Origin of the sequence: Duganella sp. CY15W (genome assembly GCF_009857555.1) — a bacterium.
GTDB lineage: Bacteria > Pseudomonadota > Gammaproteobacteria > Burkholderiales > Burkholderiaceae_D > Rugamonas > Rugamonas sacchari.
Genome location: NZ_WWCQ01000001.1, coordinates 984402 through 1002101 on the forward strand (window position 1 = coordinate 984402; position 17700 = coordinate 1002101).

A 17700-nucleotide genomic window follows, 5' to 3' on the forward strand; every position below is an offset into this window, starting at 1 on the left:
TTTGCCAGCAATGGCAAAGCCCGTTTTTTTTCATCGCCGCAGGGCAATAAATGTACACGTGACACAGAAAAAATGCGAATATGGCACTAAATGTATATTCATTTAACCTTTAGTGTGCAGCAACCTTAAATATCAGTAACAGGTGCGGGAGACTGTAGTGAAAAAACGGATCTTCAGGCAGTTCCATACGCTGGCCTTGCGGGCTGGCGTTGCGGCGTTGATCGCCGCCGGTCTGGGCGGATGTGCGCTCGGGCCAAATTTCAAATCCCCAGAAACGCCGGCCACCGCCGGCAATAGTTATACCCCCACGCCGCTGCCGCAACAGACAGCGTCCGCGCCCGGTCTGGGTGGCGCTTCACAGCAGTTCGCGTTTGGGCAGGAAATTCCCGCGCAGTGGTGGACGCTGTTCCGTTCACCAGCATTGGATCAGCTGATCCGCAGTGCGCTGGAGCAGAACCCGAACATGGCAGCCGCCGAAGCAGCGCTGCGCCAGACGCAGGAAAACTATAACGCGCAGGTCGGCAGCCTGGTTTATCCGTCCGTGAACGCCCAACTGGGGGCGACACGGCAGAAGACCAGCGTTGCTACCGCCGGTGCGGGCGCCGGCGTCTATAACGTGTATAACGCCTCGGTCAACGTGGCTTACACGCCGGACGTGTTTGGCGCCACCCGCCGCACGCTGGAAGGCGCGCAGGCTGCGGTGGACTACCAGCGCTATCAGGTGGAAGCGACTTATTTGACGCTGAGCGCCAACGTGGTGACTACGGCGATTCAGGAAGCATCGCTGCGCGCGCAGCTGAAGGCCACGCGTGAAGTGCTGGAGGCGCTGACGCGGCAACAGGGCGTGATCGAGAAGCAGTTTGAATATGGCGCAATTCCGCGCGCGACGCTGCTCAGCCAGCGCAACCAGGTGGCGCAGATTCAGTCCACCATTGCGCCGCTGGAGAAGTCGCTGGCGGCGACGCGCCACCAGTTGTCCATCCTGGCCGGCAAGCTGCCGGGCGAAGCGGGCATACCGGAGTTTTCGCTCGAGACGCTGACGTTGCCGGAGCAGTTGCCGGTGTCGCTGCCGTCCGCACTGGTGCGCCAGCGGCCTGACATCCGCGCCAGCGAAGAACAGCTGCACCAGGCCAGCGCTGCCATCGGTGTGGCGACGGCCGCCCAGTATCCGCAGTTCACGCTGAGCGGCAGCTACGGTTCGGCCTCCGATACCTTCAGCAAGCTGTTTGATTCCCAGACCACGGCCTGGAATCTGGCGGCGGGCATCGCGCAGCCGATTTTCAACGGCGGTGCACTGAGCGCCAGGCGGCGTGCTGCGGAAGCAGCCTACGATGTAGCGGCCGCGCAGTACCGCGCCACGGTGCTGACTGCGTTCAAGAACGTGGCGGACACGCTGCGCGCGCTGGATGCGGATGCTGCGGCGCTGAAGTCGCAAGCGGATGCGGAAGCGCTGGCCAAGGAAACGTTGACGCTGGCCGAGCAGCAATACAAGCTCGGTGGCATCAGCTACCTGGTCTTGCTCGACGCGCAGCGCAGCTACCAGCAGACCCATATCAACCTGGTCCAGGCGCAGGCGGTGCGTTACGCCGATACCGCCGCGTTGTTCCAGGCATTGGGCGGCGGCTGGTGGAACCGCGCCAACGGCGTGCCGGCAGCGACTGCGGTATCCACCGCAGCGCCCTACGGTAAAAACCAATAACTCATACAGCAGGAGAACGATTCATGGCCAAGCGACTGATGACCAAGCGTATGCTGATCATGGTGGGATTAGTCATTCTACTGATCGCCGTACTGGCGTTCGGGAAGTTTTTGCAAATTAAAAAGCTGATTGCCAGCGCACCCAAGCCGTCCGCGCAGGTAGTCACTGCGATCCAGACGCAGGTGGCGGAATGGCAGCCGCAGCTCAGCTCCGTGGGCACGCTGTCGCCGGTACGCGGCGTCGATGTGACCACCGAGATCGCCGGCCTGGTGCGCGAAGTGCGCTTCAAGTCGGGCGACGAGGTGAAAGCCGGGCAGGTGCTGTTCGAGATGAACGCCGATTCCGACATCGCCCAGCTGCGCGCCCTGCAAGCCAGCGCCGACCTGTCCGGCACCACGCTCAAGCGCGACAAGCTGCAGCTGGCGGCGCAAGCCATCAGCCAGGCGCAGGTCGATGCCGATGAAGCGGATGTGAAGTCCAAGCAGGCGCTGGTCGCACAGCAAAAAGCGCTGGTCGACAAGAAGACCATCCGCGCACCGTTCGCTGGCAAGCTGGGTATCACCGCCGTCAATCCGGGCCAGTACCTGAACCCGGGCGACAAGCTGGTGACGCTGCAAACCATCGACACCGTGTATGTGGATTTTTACGTGCCGCAGAAGCAGCTGGCCAATCTGTCCATCGGCCAGAAGCTGAACCTGACCAACGACGCGTATCCTGGCGTGGCATTCCCGGCCAAGGTTACGTCGATCAATCCGAAAGTGGACGCCGCCACCCGCAACGTGCAGGTGCAGGCCACCGTGCCTAACGCCAAGCGCCAACTGCTGCCTGGCATGTTCGGTAATGTCAGCCTGGATCAGGGCGACTTGAAAAAATACCTGACCCTGCCGCAGACGGCCATTACCTACAACCCGTATGGTTCGACCGTGTTCGTGCTGGCGCCGCCGCCAGCCAACGCCAAGGATCCGCTCAAGGATGAGAAGGGCCAGCCTTACCTGGTGGCGCAGCAGGTGTTCGTGACCACTGGTCCGACGCGCGGCGACCAGGTGGCCATCCTCACCGGCCTGAAAGAAGGCCAGACCGTGGTCACCAGCGGCCAGCTGAAACTGAAGAACGGTTCGCCGGCTGTGATCGACAACAAGGTGCAACCGGCTAACAGCCCGAATCCGACGCCGCAGGAACACTGAGGATAAAGCGCCATGAACTTTACCGACATCTTCATTAAACGGCCGGTGCTGGCCAGCGTGATCAGTTTACTGATCGTGGTGCTGGGTCTGCGCTCGCTGTTCAGCCTTCCGATCAACCAGTATCCGAAGACGCAGAACTCGGTGGTGACCATCTCCACCACCTACTATGGCGCTGATGCTGCCACGGTGGCGGGCTTTATCACCCAGCCGCTGGAATCGGCGATCGCGCAGGCCCAGGGTATCGACTACCTGTCGTCGTCGTCCAACAGCGGCGTGTCGACCATTACCGCCACGCTGCGCCTGAACTACGATTCCAACCGCGCGCTGACCGAGATCACTACCCAGGTCAACTCGGTCAAGAACCAGCTGCCGCAACAGGCGCAGCAACCGGTGCTGACGGTGCAGACCGGCCAGACCACGGACGCCATGTACATGGGCTTCTACAGCGACACGCTGCCGACCAATAACGTGACCGACTTCCTGTCGCGCGTGGTCAAGCCCAAGCTGGATTCGATCCAGGGCGTGCAGACGGCTGAACTGCTGGGCGCCCGCCAGTTTGCGCTGCGTGCCTGGCTGGACGCAGGCAAGATGGCCGCGCATGGCGTGACGGCGACAGAAGTCAGCCAGGCCCTGGCTGCCAACAACTACCTGGCCGGCCTCGGCGCCAGTAAAGGCCAGATGGTGACCGTGCCGCTGACCGCCGGCACCGACCTGCATACGGTGGACGAATTCAAGCAGCTGGCTGTCAAGCAGAAGGGCGGCGCCATCGTGCACCTGGAAGACATTGCGACGGTGACGCTGGGGTCGGAAAACTACGACTTCAACGTCGCCTTCAGTGGCGTGCGCTCGGTGTTCATCGGTATCAAGGTAGCGCCGGACGCGAATATCCTGGACGTGGCCAAGCGCGTGCGCGAGGCCTTCCCGGCCATTCGCGACCAGCTGCCATCGGGCCTGACCGGTGAAATCGTCTACGACTCCACGGACTTCATCAACACCTCGATTGACGAAGTGGTCAAGACACTGGTGGAAGCGCTGGTGATTGTGACCATCGTGATCTATCTGTTCCTGGGCAGCTTCCGCGCGGTGATCGTGCCGGTGGTGGCAATGCCGCTGTCGCTGATCGGCACCTTCTTCGTGATGCTGATGCTGGGCTACTCGATCAACTTGCTGACGCTGCTGGCGATCGTGCTGGCCATCGGCCTGGTGGTGGACGACGCGATTATCGTGGTGGAAAACGTTGACCGTCACATGAAGGCGGGCATGACGCCATTCGACGCCGCGATTGTCGCGGCGCGCGAACTGGGTAGTCCGATCCTGGCGATGACGGTGGTGCTGATCGCCGTGTATGTGCCGATCGGCTTCCAGGGCGGCCTGACCGGCGCGCTGTTCACCGAGTTTGCGTTCACGCTGGCTGGTGCGGTAGCGGTGTCCGGCATCGTCGCGCTGACGCTGTCGCCGATGATGTGCGGTCACTTCTTCGACCACTCCCAGGATGAGGGCAAGTTCGTCAAAGCCATCGACCGCGTGTTTGAAAAAGTCCACAACGGCTACCTGCGCGCGCTGCATGGCCTGCTGGAGACCTGGGCGGTGCTGATCGTGTTTGGCGTGATCGTGTTTGCGCTGTTGATCCTGATGTTCAAGATGTCGCAGTCGGAACTGGCGCCGGAAGAGGACCAGGGCATCGTGCTGTCGCAGGTGGTGGGTGCGCCTACCGCCACGTCGGACCAGATGCAGACCTATGCCAAGCAGATTTTCGAAGTGGCCAAGGGCCTGCCGGAATACGAGCAGATGTTCCAGATCACCGGCGTACCGACCACCAATGCCGGTATCGGCGGCGTGCTGTTCAAATCCTGGGACAAGCGTAGCCGTTCGGCGCACGAGATCCAGCAGGAACTGCAAGCCAAGTGGAACCACATTGCCGGTGGCCGCGTGGCGGCATTCCAGTTCCCGGCGCTGCCGGGCAGCTCGGGCCTGCCGGTGCAGTTCGTGATTACCACCACGGAGCCGTTCGAAAACCTGAATACGGTGGCGCAGGCAGTGCTGGACCGCGCGCGCAAGGACAACAAGTTCTACTTCGTCGACGTCGACCTGAAAATCGACACGCCGCAGGCGCGCGTTGATGTGGACCGTGAAAAGCTGGCCACGCTGGGCCTGACGCAGCAGGACTTCGGTAACGCCATGGCGGCGGCGCTGGGCGGCGGCTACGTCAACTACTTCTCGATCGCCGGCCGTTCGTACAAAGTGATCCCGCAGGTGCAGCAGGTGGACCGCCTGAATCCTGACGACGTGCTGGACTTCTACATCAAGACGCCAAGCGGCGACATGATCCCGGCCAGCACCGTGGCGACCATCAAGTACAGCGTGCAGCCGGAATCGATTACCCGCTTCCAGCAGCTGAACTCCGCGACCGTCTCCGGCGTGAGCGGTGCGACGCAGGGCGAGATCCAGCAGTACCTGCGCGATGTGCTGAAGGAAGTGGCGCCATCCGGCTACACGGCGGACTTCTCTGGCGAATCGCGCCAGTACGCCAAGGAGTCGGGCGGCTTCCTGGTGACCATGCTGTTTGCGGTCATCATCGTGTTCCTGGCGCTGGCCGCGCAGTTCGAGAGCTTCCGCGATCCAATCGTGATCCTGTTCTCGGTGCCGATGGCGCTGTTTGGTGCGATGACGTTTATCTTCCTTGGCTTCGCGTCCATCAACATCTACACCCAGGTGGGTCTGGTGACGCTGATGGGCCTCATCTCCAAGCACGGTATCCTGATCGTGGAGGTGGCCAACCATCTGCGTGAAGCCGGCAAGTCCAAGCGCGAGGCCATCGAGGAAGCGGCTGCTACCCGTCTGCGTCCTATCCTGATGACCACCGCCGCGATGGTGTTTGGTGTGGTGCCGCTGGTGATCGCATCGGGCGCGGGTGCGGCCGGCCGTCACGCCATGGGCCTGGTGATCTTTACCGGCCTGTCGATCGGTACCTTGTTTACGCTGTTCGTGGTGCCAGCCATGTATATGTTCCTGGCGGGTGAACACAAGGTGGAGGCCAAGCCGGCCGACGCCGCACCAGGCGAGCCGTCGGCGCAAGGCGCCCACTGAGCGCCACCATGAGCAGGACCGACATCAGCAGCGCCGGCCGCTGGCGCTGGCTGTCGGGCGGGCGCCAGCGGCGTCAGGAAGAGATCATCCTGATGCTGCTGTGCGCCCTGAGTATCCCCAGCATTCTGCCGTTCGGCATCTACCGGCTGCTGCAAGGCAGCTGGGCCTCGGCTGCGGTGGACATGGCGCTGGTAAGCGGGATGTTTGCCGTTATCGTGCACGTCTGGCGCACTGGCCGATACCAGATCGCGAGCCTGGGCGTGACGATCTTCTATTCGCTTGGCATGCTGACCACCGTCTATCTGCGCGGTGTGTCGCTGGTGTACTGGGTGTACCCCACCATGATTGCCGCCTACTTCGTGCTGCGGCCGACAGTGGCCCTGGCCATCAACAGTGTCGGCCTGGTGGCGCTGGTGGGCATCCTGGTGTCGCAGCTGGCGGTGGTCAACCTGATGACCATTGTCGTGACCATCGGCCTGGTGAATCTGTTCGCCTACATCTTCGCGTATCGCACCGGTTTGCAGAACAAGGAACTGCACACGGCTGCGGAGCTGGATTTCCTGACCGGCATCGGCAACCGCCGCGCGCTGGAGCGCAAGCTGGCCGAGCATGCGCAGGAGCGCCGTCCACATCTGGAATCGAGCCTGCTGTTGCTGGATCTGGACCATTTCAAGCAAGTCAACGACCAGTACGGCCATGCGGCGGGCGACAAGGTGCTGATACGCCTGGCGGAACTGATGCGGCGCCACACGCGCTCGTCGGACCGCCTGTTCCGCTACGGCGGCGAAGAGTTCGCGATCATCGCCAGCGGCGCCGGCCTGAGTGCGGCGGCGCGACTGGCGGAGGGGCTGAGGGCCGCAGTGGCATCAGCCACGCTGCTGGAGTCCCACCCCATCACCATTTCGATCGGCGTCACCTACATGAACAAGGAGCATACGCCAGCCGACTGGCTGGCGCAGGCCGACAAGATGCTGTATGCGGCCAAGCAGGGCGGCCGCAATGCAGTCCACGTGGCCTACGGTTCAGACTACGCCGAGAGCCTGTAGCATGGGCAGGCGGCTGGTCTGGAAACCGGCAGCCTGCACCTTGAGTTCTGCAAGATTCGCCTCATCGCCCTCCAGCGCCTTGCCGTCCTTGAGGACTGCCTGTTGCTGTATCTTGAGCAGCTGCCATGCATATTCTGCCCATTCGTCTGACTGTTTTTTGCCTTCCACGTAAGCCAGCAGAAGCAGTTGCTGAACCACCGACAGGGGCAACGCGCCGCCAGTGACCGGGCTGGCCAGATAAGCCAGGCCCCTGCCGTTACGGGCATACGTCAGCAGCGTCTTATTCAGCTGGGCGGTGCGGGGGCGGGCCTCGGCAATGGCATCATCATCTTGTGCCGCCACCAGTACGGCTTTTTCTGCCATCACCAGCGCACACTCCACTAGCTGGATCAGGTTGACCTGGTACTCGCGCAGTGCAAATTCGATTTCACCCAAAGTCCGTGGACGAAAATCGGACATCAGCTCCAACAACGGGCGGTAGACTTTTTCTTCCATGGTGCCCTGGCCCAGCGTGCCGGTGATGGTCATGTCCACTTCCTGCAGTGGGCGCATCATGACCAGGCGTAGTTGGCGTAGCTGGCTTACGCGTTCGAGCGCGTTAAGGGGACGTGGACCCTTGACCCAGTAGTCGCGCCGGAACTGCTGGTTGACGACGAAGTCGCGTACGCTCTCGCGGAATACCGGATCTGAAATCTCGTTGAGCAGCGTCTTCTGCTCGGCGCTCAGATGAAGCTGCGGCAGATGGTCCAGCGCCGTGGCAGAACAGCCGAAACTGAGTTTGGCCGTCTCCATCCAGTCTGCCATTTCTGCAAACGACATGGGCAGCCAGTCGCGGTTGAAGTATTCATGCGCCAGATAGTGGCGGTCCTGTTTTTCCATGGCCTTGAGCTTTTCTCCGATCAAGGGATAGGCGCGCGCAAAAAGAGGATTGGCGGCCCACAATTTGTGGGCGAAGGCAATCGCGCTATCGACCTTGCCCACCACGCCCGCGCCGGGTGGCGTCATGATCTCGGCATGGCGTGCCAGCAGGTTGCGGACCGGGACCATGGCGCTCCAGCCTGGAGACGTGTTATAGCTGACGTAGACTATGCCGCCCACCTTGAGTTTGCGGCGGATGAAATCGACAATGATGTGGCGGTTCTCGTTGGAGATCCAGCTCCAGATGCCATGCAGGCCGATGTAGTCGAAATCGGGGAGGTCGTCACGGCTGCAAAATTCCGCAAACGACTGGTCGTACAGCTGTGCGCCATTGGTATAGCTGGCCGCGAGATCGCGTGCAAACGCGGCCTGCGAAGGGTTGAAATCGGTGCCGTACCAGCTGCTGCCGGAAGCGGCGGCGTGAACATTGGCGCTGACGCCTTGACCAAAGCCCAGTTCACAGGCAATGCCACGTTGGGGCAGCGCCAGGCCGGCATTGAGCATCAGCAGCTGTGCACGCAGTGGGGAGAGCTCAGCATAATAGCCATAGGTGTAACCAACATTTGCAACGTATCCGCTAGTCCAATCAGTCATGACAGTCCTTTACCGGTAGAGGGGTTGTCAAATATTCTAGGCGATTTTGCAATCTGCCGGCCGCACGGCATGCGGGCATGGCACAATCTGTTGCATGAACCGTACGTCCATCATTTTTTCTGTGTTGTTGATGACGTCTGCGCCAGCGTATGCGCAGCAGCAGGCTGCTGCCCTGGATTTGTCGGCGCCGGCCAGGCCAGTGCTCACTGACGACATCATCAGGAAGGCGGTGCGGGAAACGATTGCAGAGGACCCGCATCCGGCGCCGGCGCCTGCGCAGAATGCGCTTGTACTGCGTGGCAGTTCGGCGCAAACGCGTATGGCCGCGGCGTTTGAACAGGCCAAAATCCCATCCTGTCTACACGAGGACGCGCTGAAGCAGCAACCGGCCATGATCGGCCCGGTGAATGTGGTCGGGCCATATTCTCTGCCGTGGATTATTGCTGCCGCTGTACGCGGCAAGTGCCTTTAGAAGGGACGTACGCCAATCAGCGGGCCATGCAGCCACATGGCGAATACGCCCGCTCCTATGACGCCGGCCACAATGGTCAGGGCGGTGGCCGCGCCGTTACCGGCCGGGTAGACTGTTCCCATCGCCGCATCGCGCTTGCGGGACGCGCGGAACAGCAGCACCGACCATACCAGGAAGCTGCCAAACAACACGATGTCGTGCAGTGTGCCGTTGGCGATCAGGTGAGCCAGCGCCCAGGTCTTCACGCCCAGCGTCATCGGATGGTGCAGCCTGGCCTTGATGCCGTTGCGCGGAATGTAGGCGGCAGTGATAAAGACAAACGCGATGACGGCCAGCAGGGCGGCGATATGGCGCGTGAATGGCGGCGGCGCCCAGACCACGACGGGCGTTTCGCGTGCGATGCCGTAGCCATAAATAATCAGCCCGAAACCGATCAGCGAGATCACCGAGTAGATGCCTTTCCACGCATGCTCGCCCAGACGCGCGCGCGTGGCAGTGCGCCAATCCTCCGCCACAATACGGACCGAATGCAGTCCGAGGAATATGATCAGGCCAAGTATCAGTATCGTCATCGCGCTTCCCTAAGGTTGATCTGGTGGCGTGACGATACACTGGTAAACCCGGCCATGCAACGGGCTGGCGTGGGGATAGCCGTTAGCGCAGCCGGCCCGCCAGATGGACCGCGTCGCCGTTGCCGGCCAGCCGCAATGCGCGCCAGCCGTCAGCGTCGGCGCTGCCTTCCGGCGCCACCTGCACCGATAACGCAGCGCAGGGCAGGGGCACCGGTTTGACGAAGCGGATGTCGATTTCGTCAAAGCGCACACCCTGCCGCATCAGCACCTCATAACTGCGCACCAGACTGCCGAAGCCGTGCAATACCATGCCGCGGAAAACCGAACGGCGTGCCAACGGACCGCACCAGTGGATGGGATTGAAGTCTCCTGTCAGCAGCGCAAAGCGCAGGCCATCGCGGTCATCCGCGTGCCACAGACCAGCGGTAATCCATTGCGGCTCGGGGCCGCGTTCCTGCTGCGCTCTGGGCGCGCGCGGGCCGGGCAGCAGGAAACTCATATGCAGCTGCGCTTCGACCAGTGCCGGCTGTTGTTCGGTGCCAGTGGTGACCGCCACCACGACCTTGATGCGGCCAGGCGTTTCCTCGATGCGGTCAACCTCGGCACGTACCAGCAACGGCGTGCCGCGTGGCAGAGGACCGTGCACACGCAGTGTCACGCCCTGGTTGATGACGGTGACGAGGCGATAGGGCATGCGCAACAGCAGCTCGCCCACTAGCGGCAGGCTCCATTGCGATACCATATGGGGCGGCAGCTGGCCCGCATAACATCCGCTGGCGCCGGCCCAGGCCAGATACTGCTCCACCAGCTCGTGCGATGGCGGCGCGATCAGGCGTTCCACCGGCGTGCTGGCGCCATGGCGGGCGCGGCGCAGTGCATGCGATAGTGTATGGCCCACCACGCGTGCGCCGGTCAACAGCATCGGCAGCTGATAGCGCAGCAGGCCGTAGGGCACAGCGGCCGTCATGGCTGGACCTGTTTCACGACCGCTGCCAGCAGCGCCTGCGGTTGATACAGCAGCTTGTGCGGCGTCAGTCCAAGCCGCACGATCACCAGTTGCTGTGACGGCACGATGGCGATGCTCTGGCCATCGTGGCCTTCCATCCAGTAGGTATCGGCAGGCAGCTGGAAACGGGTGTCGGGATTCTGTCCTTCCGGCGTGTCGCCGGATGGTCCCCAGCGCCACAACTGGCCCTGGCCATACTGCCCGCCGGACGCCGTCGCCACCTGCTGCATGCCCTCAACAAAACCGGCCGGCAGTATGCGCTTGCCTTGCCAGACGCCGTCCTGCAGCAGGAACTGGCCGAAGCGCGCCCAGTCCAGCGTGTTCGCATACATATAGCTGGAACCCACCAGATTGCCGCGTGCATCGGCTTCGATGATCGCGCTGTGCATGCCCAGTGGTGCGAACAGGCGGTCATGCGGCAGTGCCAGCACGCTTGCCGCAGTGGCGCTGTGCCCGGCGCCGGCAGCGGCGCGCTGCCAGATGCGCGACAGCAGCACCGTGGTGCCGCTTGAATAATTCCACTTGGTGCCCGGCGCCTGTTCGAGCGGCTGCGCCGCCGTGAACGACGCCATGTCCGGTTCCAGATACAGCATGCGCGTTACGTCGGAAACGTCGCCATAGCTTTCGTTGTAGCGCAAGCCGCTGGTCATGGACATCAGCTGCGCCAGCGTGATCTGCGTACGGTTGTCCGCCTTGTCCGGCCAGAAGCCGCTCTGCGGCAAGGACAGCTTGCCGTCGGCGATCTGCATGCCTGCCAGCGCCGCGCTGACAGTCTTGGTCATCGACCATCCCAGCAAGGGCGTGGCGGCGTTGAAACCGGCGCCGTAACGCTGGGCGATGAGCCGGCCGCGATGAATCACCGCCAGGCCGCGCATGCCGGGACCTGCCAGCGCATCCTGTTCCAGCAACGCCTGTACCGCAGGATTGCTCTCCGCCTGCGAGCCCGTAGGCCAGGCCACGTTGGGCGAGGGCGCCCATATCTTGATCGGATTGAACTGGTACTGTGAGGCTTGCGCTACATCGCCATCCGGTACCGCCGCGCAGCCGGTGCCGGGCCGGTAGACTGCCAGGCCATCGCCGACAAAACCCAGGAACTGCGCGCGCACCGTCTTGCGCTCCCGATCGACCTGCACGCTCAGATGTTTGAGGATGGGGTGGCCGGGCGCCTGCACGTCATCGGCCAGCACGGCCTGCGCATCGCGGCCGGCGATGAAGACATTGGAACACACCATCTTGGCGCCGTAGTTTGCGCCCACCCGCAACAACTCCGGCGGTTTGGTGGCCAGCACCACCGCCAGTGTCGCCGCACCGCCTGCCGCAAGCACCACTACTGCCGCAGCAGCCAGTACGATTTTTGATGCCATTTACATGCTAGCCCTGAATTCGACACCGATTGCGCGCGGTGGCGTGAGATAAGCATACGGCGCGCCGTATTGTTCCGTCTGACCGCCCAGCGACGTGATGTAGCGCTGGTCGAAGACATTATTGACGATCAATGCTACACCGTAGCGCGAACTTGGGCTATCCCAACCGACGCGCAGATCGAATTTGCTCATCGCTGCGCCAGTTTTCAGCCTGGCGGTGCTCAGGCAGCTCAAGGCTGCGGTATCGTTGTTGCAGCGCTGGCCGGTGGCATGGGTGCCCTGGAAGTTGACGCTGGCGCGGCCGGCGGCATATTCCCAGTTCATATTGATGCCCGCCATCGCGGTCAGGCGTGGCGTGCCGACTGGCTGGCCGCCCAGGTCCAGCGTGACTTTGCCGCTGGCGTCCAGGCGCTGGTAGCGCGTGTAAGTCTGGTCGATGTATTCGAAGCCGCCGAACAAGGTCACGCGCGGCGATATGCGGATACGGCCATCCACATCCAGGCCGTGTGCCTTCTGGTCGCTGGAGACCACGTTATAAGTCGGCAGCGTGCCCACGCTATATAGCTGGATGTCCTGCAGGTTCTTGAACTTGTAGGCGAACAGCGAAGCGTTAATGCTGGCGCGGATGTCCGGCAGCGCCATCTTCATACCGGCTTCGAAGTTGGTCATTTTTTCCGGCTCAAAGCTGGGGTCCTGGCCGGTGCGCGTGGTGGAAGCCGGATTTGGCGGCGTGAAGATATTGAAGCCGCCGGCCTGGTAGCCGCGTGACACGGAGGTGAACAGCAGCGTGTCCTTGTTGAGCTTATGGTCCAGCACCAGGCGCGGGCTCCAGTCGGTCCAGTCCTTTTCACGCTGGACCGGCGACGATGCCAGTTGCGCGGCGGTGCCAAAGATGACGTTCGATGGGAAGGCCGAAGCGTCCAGGCCAGCCAAGGGGCCGAAGCGGTTGAGGAAACTATCCAGTTGCGGCGATACCCGGCCCGGCACAAACCAGGTCATGCTCTTGTTGTCGCGTGTGTAGCGCAGGCCGATGGTGGCGTTGGTCTCCGGCGTCAGGTGCCAGATGGTGTCGCCGTAGATCGATGCGGACCTGGTGCGCACGTCGCTGTAGTGCGTCTCATCCCAGTTAAATACCGTATTTGGGCTGATGCCCGGCAGGCCAGCTGCCGCAAGGCCGCCAAACAGCATGGCGAAATTCGGACTGCCGCCCTGGAACTGGCTCAGGGTATCCAGTGTGCCGGTGGTGACGTAGGCGCCCGCATCCTGATGTTCGTTGTTGTGATAGAAGCTCAGGCCCGCGATCCAGTCCAGCTTATCGGTTTTGCCGGACAGCTTGAACTCCTGCTGGAAGCTGTGCGCGTGCTTGGCGTCCTGTGTGGTCAGGTACAGGTCCGGACGTGCACCGCCATCGTTGTCGGTCAGGTTGTGGGTCTGGAAGCGGCGGTAGGCCGTGACGGAATTGAAGGTCATGCCCGCCACCGGCGCCTCGATGCGCAGCGTGGCGCCGTCAAACAAACGGCCTTCGGTACCCTGCTGGTCGTTGGCCAGCGGTGCGTCGAACGGGTTGACGAAATTGGCGACGTAGGCCGCGTCATAGACCCCACGGTAGCCGCCCAGCGGCAGGTTAGGGTCTTTGATGACGCCAAAGGCCGGACGGCCATACTGTTCCATGTTCTCGTGCTCCCACGTGAACACCAGTTTGGCGGCGTCGAAGTCTTTGCGCAGCGACAGGCGGGTAGCCCAGTCCTTGTCGCCGCCGGATTTTTTGCCGGTAGCCGTATTGTCCGCCCAGCCTTCGCTGCCGGAGCGCACCGCGACCAGGCGGGCCGCGAAGGTGCTGGAGAACGGGTAGTTCATCATCACGTCTGCATTGGCGCGGCCGAACTTGCCCAGTTTGACGTGGGCCGATGCATCCAGGTCATTGCCTGGTTCATTGGTGGTGATGGCGATGGCGCCGGCTGCGCTGTTACGGCCGAACAGCGTGCCTTGCGGACCTTTGACGACTTCAATCCGCTGCACGTCGATGAAGTTCATCAGCGCGCCGCCGGTCTTGCCGGTGTAGACGCCGTCTACGTAAATGCCGACCGGGGAATCGGTGGCGATGCCGAAATCGCCCGCCTGCACGCCACGGATGCCGAAACTGGGCTGCGTAGGTTCGTTGGCATCGACGGTCAGGCCGGGGATGTAGCCGTTGAGGTCCGCCAGATCCTTGGCGCCGACGTTGGCGATGTCTTTGGCGGTGACCACCTGCATGGTCATCGGCACGTCCTGCACCAGCTGCTTGCGCGACTGCGCGGTGACGACGACGGACTGGATATCGTCAGCGGCCCACGCGGGTGGTACGAAGAAGGCCGCAGCGAGGCTGGCGGCAAGTACGGTGCGATTTGTTTTCATGTCGTCTCCCATTGATTTGCTTTTATGTTTTTTTCCAGCCATAACGCAGCGCCCAGCGTGAGCGCCAGCACCGTTGCCCGCAGCAGCACCGGCGCTTCGTATCCAAACCAGTCCGGCAGCAATGTAAACGCCAGCCCAAGCAGCATGCCGCGTGCCTGCTCGATGCGCGCGCTCAGTCGCCGTCCTTCCAGCAGTGCGCCCACGGTAAAGGTGCTGGCGACAATCAGCAGCGCATACAGTGTCAGTTCGGGCAGCAGCAATGCCGGGCCGGTGGCAATCAGGTGTACCACGCACGGCACCAGCAGGGCGAATTGCAATGCGGCGTAGGCGGCTATCGGCGCTGGCGTGCCGGGACGGTAATGCTGGTACTGGCTGCCATCGAAATGGGGCAGCGGTTCTCCCGTCCATGCGCCCGGGCCGCCCAGCCATACGTGCAGCTTTCTCCGCCAGCCCTTGACCTGCGTGGTGGATTGCCACAGGTCGGCGTAGTAGTGAAAATTGGCCCACAGCGGATTCAGGCTGCGCAGCGGCGAGCGTACGCCGTAGATGATTTTCTCGTCGTCGCGTTCGTCGGCAAAGGTGCCGAACAGGCGGTCCCACAGGATCAGGATGCCGCCGTAGTTCTTGTCGATGCAGTAGTCGTTCTGGCCGTGGTGTACGCGGTGATTGGACGGGGTGACGAAGACGCGGTCCATCCAGCCCAGGCGGCCCACCATTTCGGTATGCACCCAGTACTGGTAGAGCAGATCGATCAGCGCGACGCCGACCATGACGATGGGTGGCACGCCGGCCAGTGCCATCGGCAGGTAGAACACCCAACCGAAAATCCAGCCGCTGGATGTCTGGCGCAGCGCGGTAGACAGGTTATAGAACTCGGAAGAATGATGCACCACGTGCGCAGCCCACAGCACAGCCACTTCGTGGCCCATGCGGTGCGCCCAGTAGTAGAAGAAATCGTAGACCAGCAGCGCCGCCAGCCAGACCCACGCACTGCTGATGGGCAGCGTGGTGAAACGCCAGTGATTGTAGACGGCGGTATAAATGCCAAGCACCGCCAGTTTGACGAACAGGCCGGTGACCTGACTCAGTACGCCGAGATGCAAACTGGTTAAAGCATCTGCGGTGTCGTAGGCTTTGACACCGCGGCGACGGGCTATCCAAACCTCCACCAGGATGGAGGCGATGAAGACTGGAATGGCAAAGACGATAGGATTCACGTGAGGCCAAGATCGTTTAAGTCGCCTCGATTATGCCTACAACAATGCTTAATACTCAAGAAATTAGCGGCCATGTGACGCGTAACGAACACATTTGGGCCGCCAGCACGCTTGATAGTTAATCCAGTTGTAGCGCCGGCCGGTGCGCATGCAACTGCCAGGAAGTGAGGGCGCCATTCAAGGGCAGCACAATGTGAATCACCATCAGCCACCACAAGCTGCCGCTGAGCGCATAGGCTGCGGCGAATGCCAGTGCCATGACGATGCTGAGTGCAAACTGTTTGGGATTCTTGTAGCCGTGGGCCGCGCCATAGGCAAGGCCGGACAGGGCGACTGCGCCCCAGACGCCGATGTAGGGTTTCAGTGCCAGCAGCAGGAAGCCGCGGTACAGCAATTCCCAGCCGCCGCCGAGGGCGAAGGCCAGCAGTACGCACAGACGTAATTCTTCCGAGGTGGTTGGCATGCCGGAGTCGCGCATGCGGTCCAGCATCTCCACGCGTTTTGCGTCTGTCATTTTGCTGGTGCTGCGGTAGGTGCTGGCAAGGAGTATCGCCATGCCGATGACGGCGGCGCCCAGGCACCACAGCGGCACGCCGGAGGCGGGGAGCGCCAGACCCAGGTCGGCAGCGCTGTAACCGTTCCACCAGCAGCACGCCAGCATCGCTACCAGCAACAGGCAGACGTCGCGGATGGTGGCGACATAACGCTGCGCGAGTGGACGCTTGGGTGCAGTAGAAGGGCGCACGCTGCGCCACAGGTGTCTCACCGGGAGGATGAAGACGAGATAGAACGCCAGCACCAGATCGATCATATAAGCCCCGCCATGGAAAAATGACGACCGATTATACGTTACGAAATAAGCAATCTGTCAACGCCGGCGTTCTGGCTGTGATTTGACGCTAGTGGATGCTGCACGCGCCGTCCTCGCACCGCGCCTGCTGCGGCGCGGCTTCGGCCGCCAGCTGTCCGATCAGTGCACCGACCCGCATGTCCTCGGCCTGGCCGAAATGGCTCAGGCGCAGGCGCCCCTGACGATCGATCAAGATCAGTGTCGGCGTACCGCGCAGCTGATATTGCGCCATCGTCAGCGGTACAGGGCTGTGTGGCGACGGCTGATCTATCGCGACCGGGAAGCCGATGCGGTATTCGTGCATGAAGGCTTCCAGTGCCGCGCGGTGCATGACGGCGTGATGCTCGAATACCGAATGCAATCCGAGTACCACCACATCCTGTTCATCAAATGCGGCGCGGATGGCTTTGGCCTGCGGGATGCCATGCGAAACACAACCAGGGCACAGCATCTGGAACGCGTAGATAGCCACAACCTTGCCGCGCAACTGCGTCAGCGACAGCGGCTGTGCGGCGTTGAGCCAGGCGGCTACCTGGAGTTCGGGAGCGATAGGGTGCATGGTAGGACTCCTAATTAAAATGATTAAAAAAACGAAGCAAAAAACTACGCAAAAACTTTCCAGTTGCGTGCCTTTGCCAGTGGATCGGCTGGTTCATGTTCCTGGCAATCCATGCGCAGCAACGACACCGACAGTGGCGCATTCACCAGATTGCAATGGTGCGGCGCAGGCTTGCCCGGGTGGGCGTTCGGTTCAAAGAAGCGGCACGACAAACAGGCCCGCATCTCGGGAAAGCGCTCTGTCTTTTGCAACTGCGCGATCAGCTTGAACAAGCCGCCAAGCAGTTCCGTCTGCGTGGATGCAGGCAGGGCGTCTGCGGCTTCTTCGGCAAAGTGCAAAGCGCTGCCGATGCGGGCAGCCATGACCGCGCCTTCCGGCGTGAGGAAAAGTGCGGTGGCGCGGCCATCATCCTCGGCGCGCGCCTTGTACAGCAAACCCTTGGCGACCAGTGCCGATACCGAATCGCTGGCACTGGCGGCGCTGATCGACAACTGCGACGCGAGCCAGGACAGGCGCACACCCTGCTTGCGGCCTTGAAGCAGCTGCAGCATCTCGGCCTGGGTGGGATTCAGGTTTTCGGCCGTGGCGAATTCCCACATACCGGAGCGCATCACGCTGGCGATGCGTCCGATAGAGGTAACGATGCGCGCTGAAACATCAGGCGTATCCTGCCACGGCTTTTTCGGTTTGGTGTCCATGCGGCGGATTATACACCGCAATTCTGATTTACAAAGGAGT

General features: G+C 62.1%; 14 protein-coding genes. 5 read left to right on the forward strand and 9 right to left on the reverse strand.

The features are described from left to right. The first annotated feature begins 157 nt into the window (after positions 1–157). Genes GTP58_RS04680 through GTP58_RS04695 form a run of 4 tightly spaced genes read left to right on the forward strand, consistent with a single transcriptional unit; the run spans position 158 to position 7016 of the window. Positions 158–1699: an efflux transporter outer membrane subunit gene (locus tag GTP58_RS04680; protein WP_373924697.1), complete on the forward strand. Its 1542-nt coding sequence runs from the start codon at positions 158–160 to the stop codon at positions 1697–1699. Between the two features lie 38 nt (positions 1700–1737). Next, entirely contained in the window at positions 1738–2883 is a 1146-nt protein-coding gene (locus GTP58_RS04685; RefSeq protein ID WP_161077258.1) for an efflux RND transporter periplasmic adaptor subunit, read from the forward strand. Positions 2884–2895: 12 nt separating this feature from the next. Next, positions 2896–5970: an efflux RND transporter permease subunit gene (locus GTP58_RS04690; protein ID WP_161076466.1), complete on the forward strand. Its 3075-nt coding sequence runs from the start codon at positions 2896–2898 to the stop codon at positions 5968–5970. Positions 5971–5978: 8 nt separating this feature from the next. Continuing rightward, positions 5979–7016, forward strand: a complete 1038-nt coding sequence (locus tag GTP58_RS04695; protein WP_161076467.1) for a GGDEF domain-containing protein — start codon at positions 5979–5981, stop codon at positions 7014–7016. On the opposite strand, the gene GTP58_RS04700 is transcribed toward GTP58_RS04695, so the two are convergent. Further along, a complete protein-coding gene (locus GTP58_RS04700; protein WP_161076468.1) occupies positions 6993–8528 on the reverse strand; it encodes a class I SAM-dependent methyltransferase in 1536 nt (511 codons plus the stop codon). The two genes, GTP58_RS04695 and GTP58_RS04700, sit on opposite strands and share 24 nt — an antisense overlap. 130 nt (positions 8529–8658) lie before the next feature. Between GTP58_RS04700 and GTP58_RS04705 the strand changes: the two genes are divergently transcribed. Beyond that, entirely contained in the window at positions 8659–9000 is a 342-nt protein-coding gene (locus tag GTP58_RS04705) for a hypothetical protein (RefSeq protein ID WP_229215421.1), read from the forward strand. On the opposite strand, the gene GTP58_RS04710 is transcribed toward GTP58_RS04705, so the two are convergent. From GTP58_RS04710 to GTP58_RS04745, 8 genes are all read right to left on the reverse strand, one after another. After that, complete coding sequence (locus GTP58_RS04710; RefSeq protein ID WP_161076470.1) at positions 8997–9572, reverse strand: NnrU family protein; 576 nt, start codon at positions 9570–9572, stop codon at positions 8997–8999. The two genes, GTP58_RS04705 and GTP58_RS04710, sit on opposite strands and share 4 nt — an antisense overlap. Before the next feature lie 82 nt (positions 9573–9654). Continuing rightward, entirely contained in the window at positions 9655–10539 is an 885-nt protein-coding gene (locus GTP58_RS04715; RefSeq protein WP_161076471.1) for a MaoC/PaaZ C-terminal domain-containing protein, read from the reverse strand. Then, positions 10536–11942, reverse strand: coding sequence for a serine hydrolase (locus tag GTP58_RS04720; RefSeq protein ID WP_161076472.1), 1407 nt, complete (start codon positions 11940–11942; stop codon positions 10536–10538). The genes GTP58_RS04715 and GTP58_RS04720 overlap by 4 nt, the downstream gene beginning before the upstream one ends. Further along, entirely contained in the window at positions 11943–14336 is a 2394-nt protein-coding gene (locus GTP58_RS04725; protein ID WP_161076473.1) for a TonB-dependent receptor, read from the reverse strand. It abuts the gene before it with no gap. Continuing rightward, positions 14333–15553 (reverse strand): sterol desaturase family protein, encoded by a 1221-nt coding sequence (locus GTP58_RS04730; protein ID WP_161076474.1) that lies wholly within the window; start codon positions 15551–15553, stop codon positions 14333–14335. Before GTP58_RS04730 ends, GTP58_RS04725 begins: the two co-directional genes overlap by 4 nt. A 118-nt stretch (positions 15554–15671) precedes the next feature. Then, positions 15672–16364 (reverse strand): CPBP family intramembrane glutamic endopeptidase, encoded by a 693-nt coding sequence (locus tag GTP58_RS04735; protein ID WP_161076475.1) that lies wholly within the window; start codon positions 16362–16364, stop codon positions 15672–15674. 88 nt (positions 16365–16452) lie between these two features. Next, positions 16453–16962: a redoxin domain-containing protein gene (locus tag GTP58_RS04740; RefSeq protein ID WP_161076476.1), complete on the reverse strand. Its 510-nt coding sequence runs from the start codon at positions 16960–16962 to the stop codon at positions 16453–16455. Positions 16963–17006: 44 nt separating this feature from the next. After that, complete coding sequence (locus tag GTP58_RS04745; protein WP_072783994.1) at positions 17007–17660, reverse strand: MarR family winged helix-turn-helix transcriptional regulator; 654 nt, start codon at positions 17658–17660, stop codon at positions 17007–17009. Positions 17661–17700 lie beyond the last annotated feature (40 nt).

Bases quoted from the DNA above. Each gene is read 5' to 3' on its own strand.
- GTP58_RS04700 (WP_161076468.1), bottom strand. From the start codon at position 8,528: ATGACTGATTGGACTAGCGGATACGTTGCAAATGTTGGTTACACCTAT.
- GTP58_RS04690 (WP_161076466.1), top strand. From the start codon at position 2,896: ATGAACTTTACCGACATCTTCATTAAACGGCCGGTGCTGGCCAGCGTG.
- GTP58_RS04740 (WP_161076476.1), bottom strand. From the start codon at position 16,962: ATGCACCCTATCGCTCCCGAACTCCAGGTAGCCGCCTGGCTCAACGCC.
- GTP58_RS04725 (WP_161076473.1), bottom strand. From the start codon at position 14,336: ATGAAAACAAATCGCACCGTACTTGCCGCCAGCCTCGCTGCGGCCTTC.
- GTP58_RS04735 (WP_161076475.1), bottom strand. From the start codon at position 16,364: ATGATCGATCTGGTGCTGGCGTTCTATCTCGTCTTCATCCTCCCGGTG.
- GTP58_RS04705 (WP_229215421.1), top strand. From the start codon at position 8,659: ATGACGTCTGCGCCAGCGTATGCGCAGCAGCAGGCTGCTGCCCTGGAT.
- GTP58_RS04745 (WP_072783994.1), bottom strand. From the start codon at position 17,660: ATGGACACCAAACCGAAAAAGCCGTGGCAGGATACGCCTGATGTTTCA.
- GTP58_RS04685 (WP_161077258.1), top strand. From the start codon at position 1,738: ATGACCAAGCGTATGCTGATCATGGTGGGATTAGTCATTCTACTGATC.
- GTP58_RS04695 (WP_161076467.1), top strand. From the start codon at position 5,979: ATGAGCAGGACCGACATCAGCAGCGCCGGCCGCTGGCGCTGGCTGTCG.
- GTP58_RS04715 (WP_161076471.1), bottom strand. From the start codon at position 10,539: ATGACGGCCGCTGTGCCCTACGGCCTGCTGCGCTATCAGCTGCCGATG.
- GTP58_RS04710 (WP_161076470.1), bottom strand. From the start codon at position 9,572: ATGACGATACTGATACTTGGCCTGATCATATTCCTCGGACTGCATTCG.
- GTP58_RS04720 (WP_161076472.1), bottom strand. From the start codon at position 11,942: ATGGCATCAAAAATCGTACTGGCTGCTGCGGCAGTAGTGGTGCTTGCG.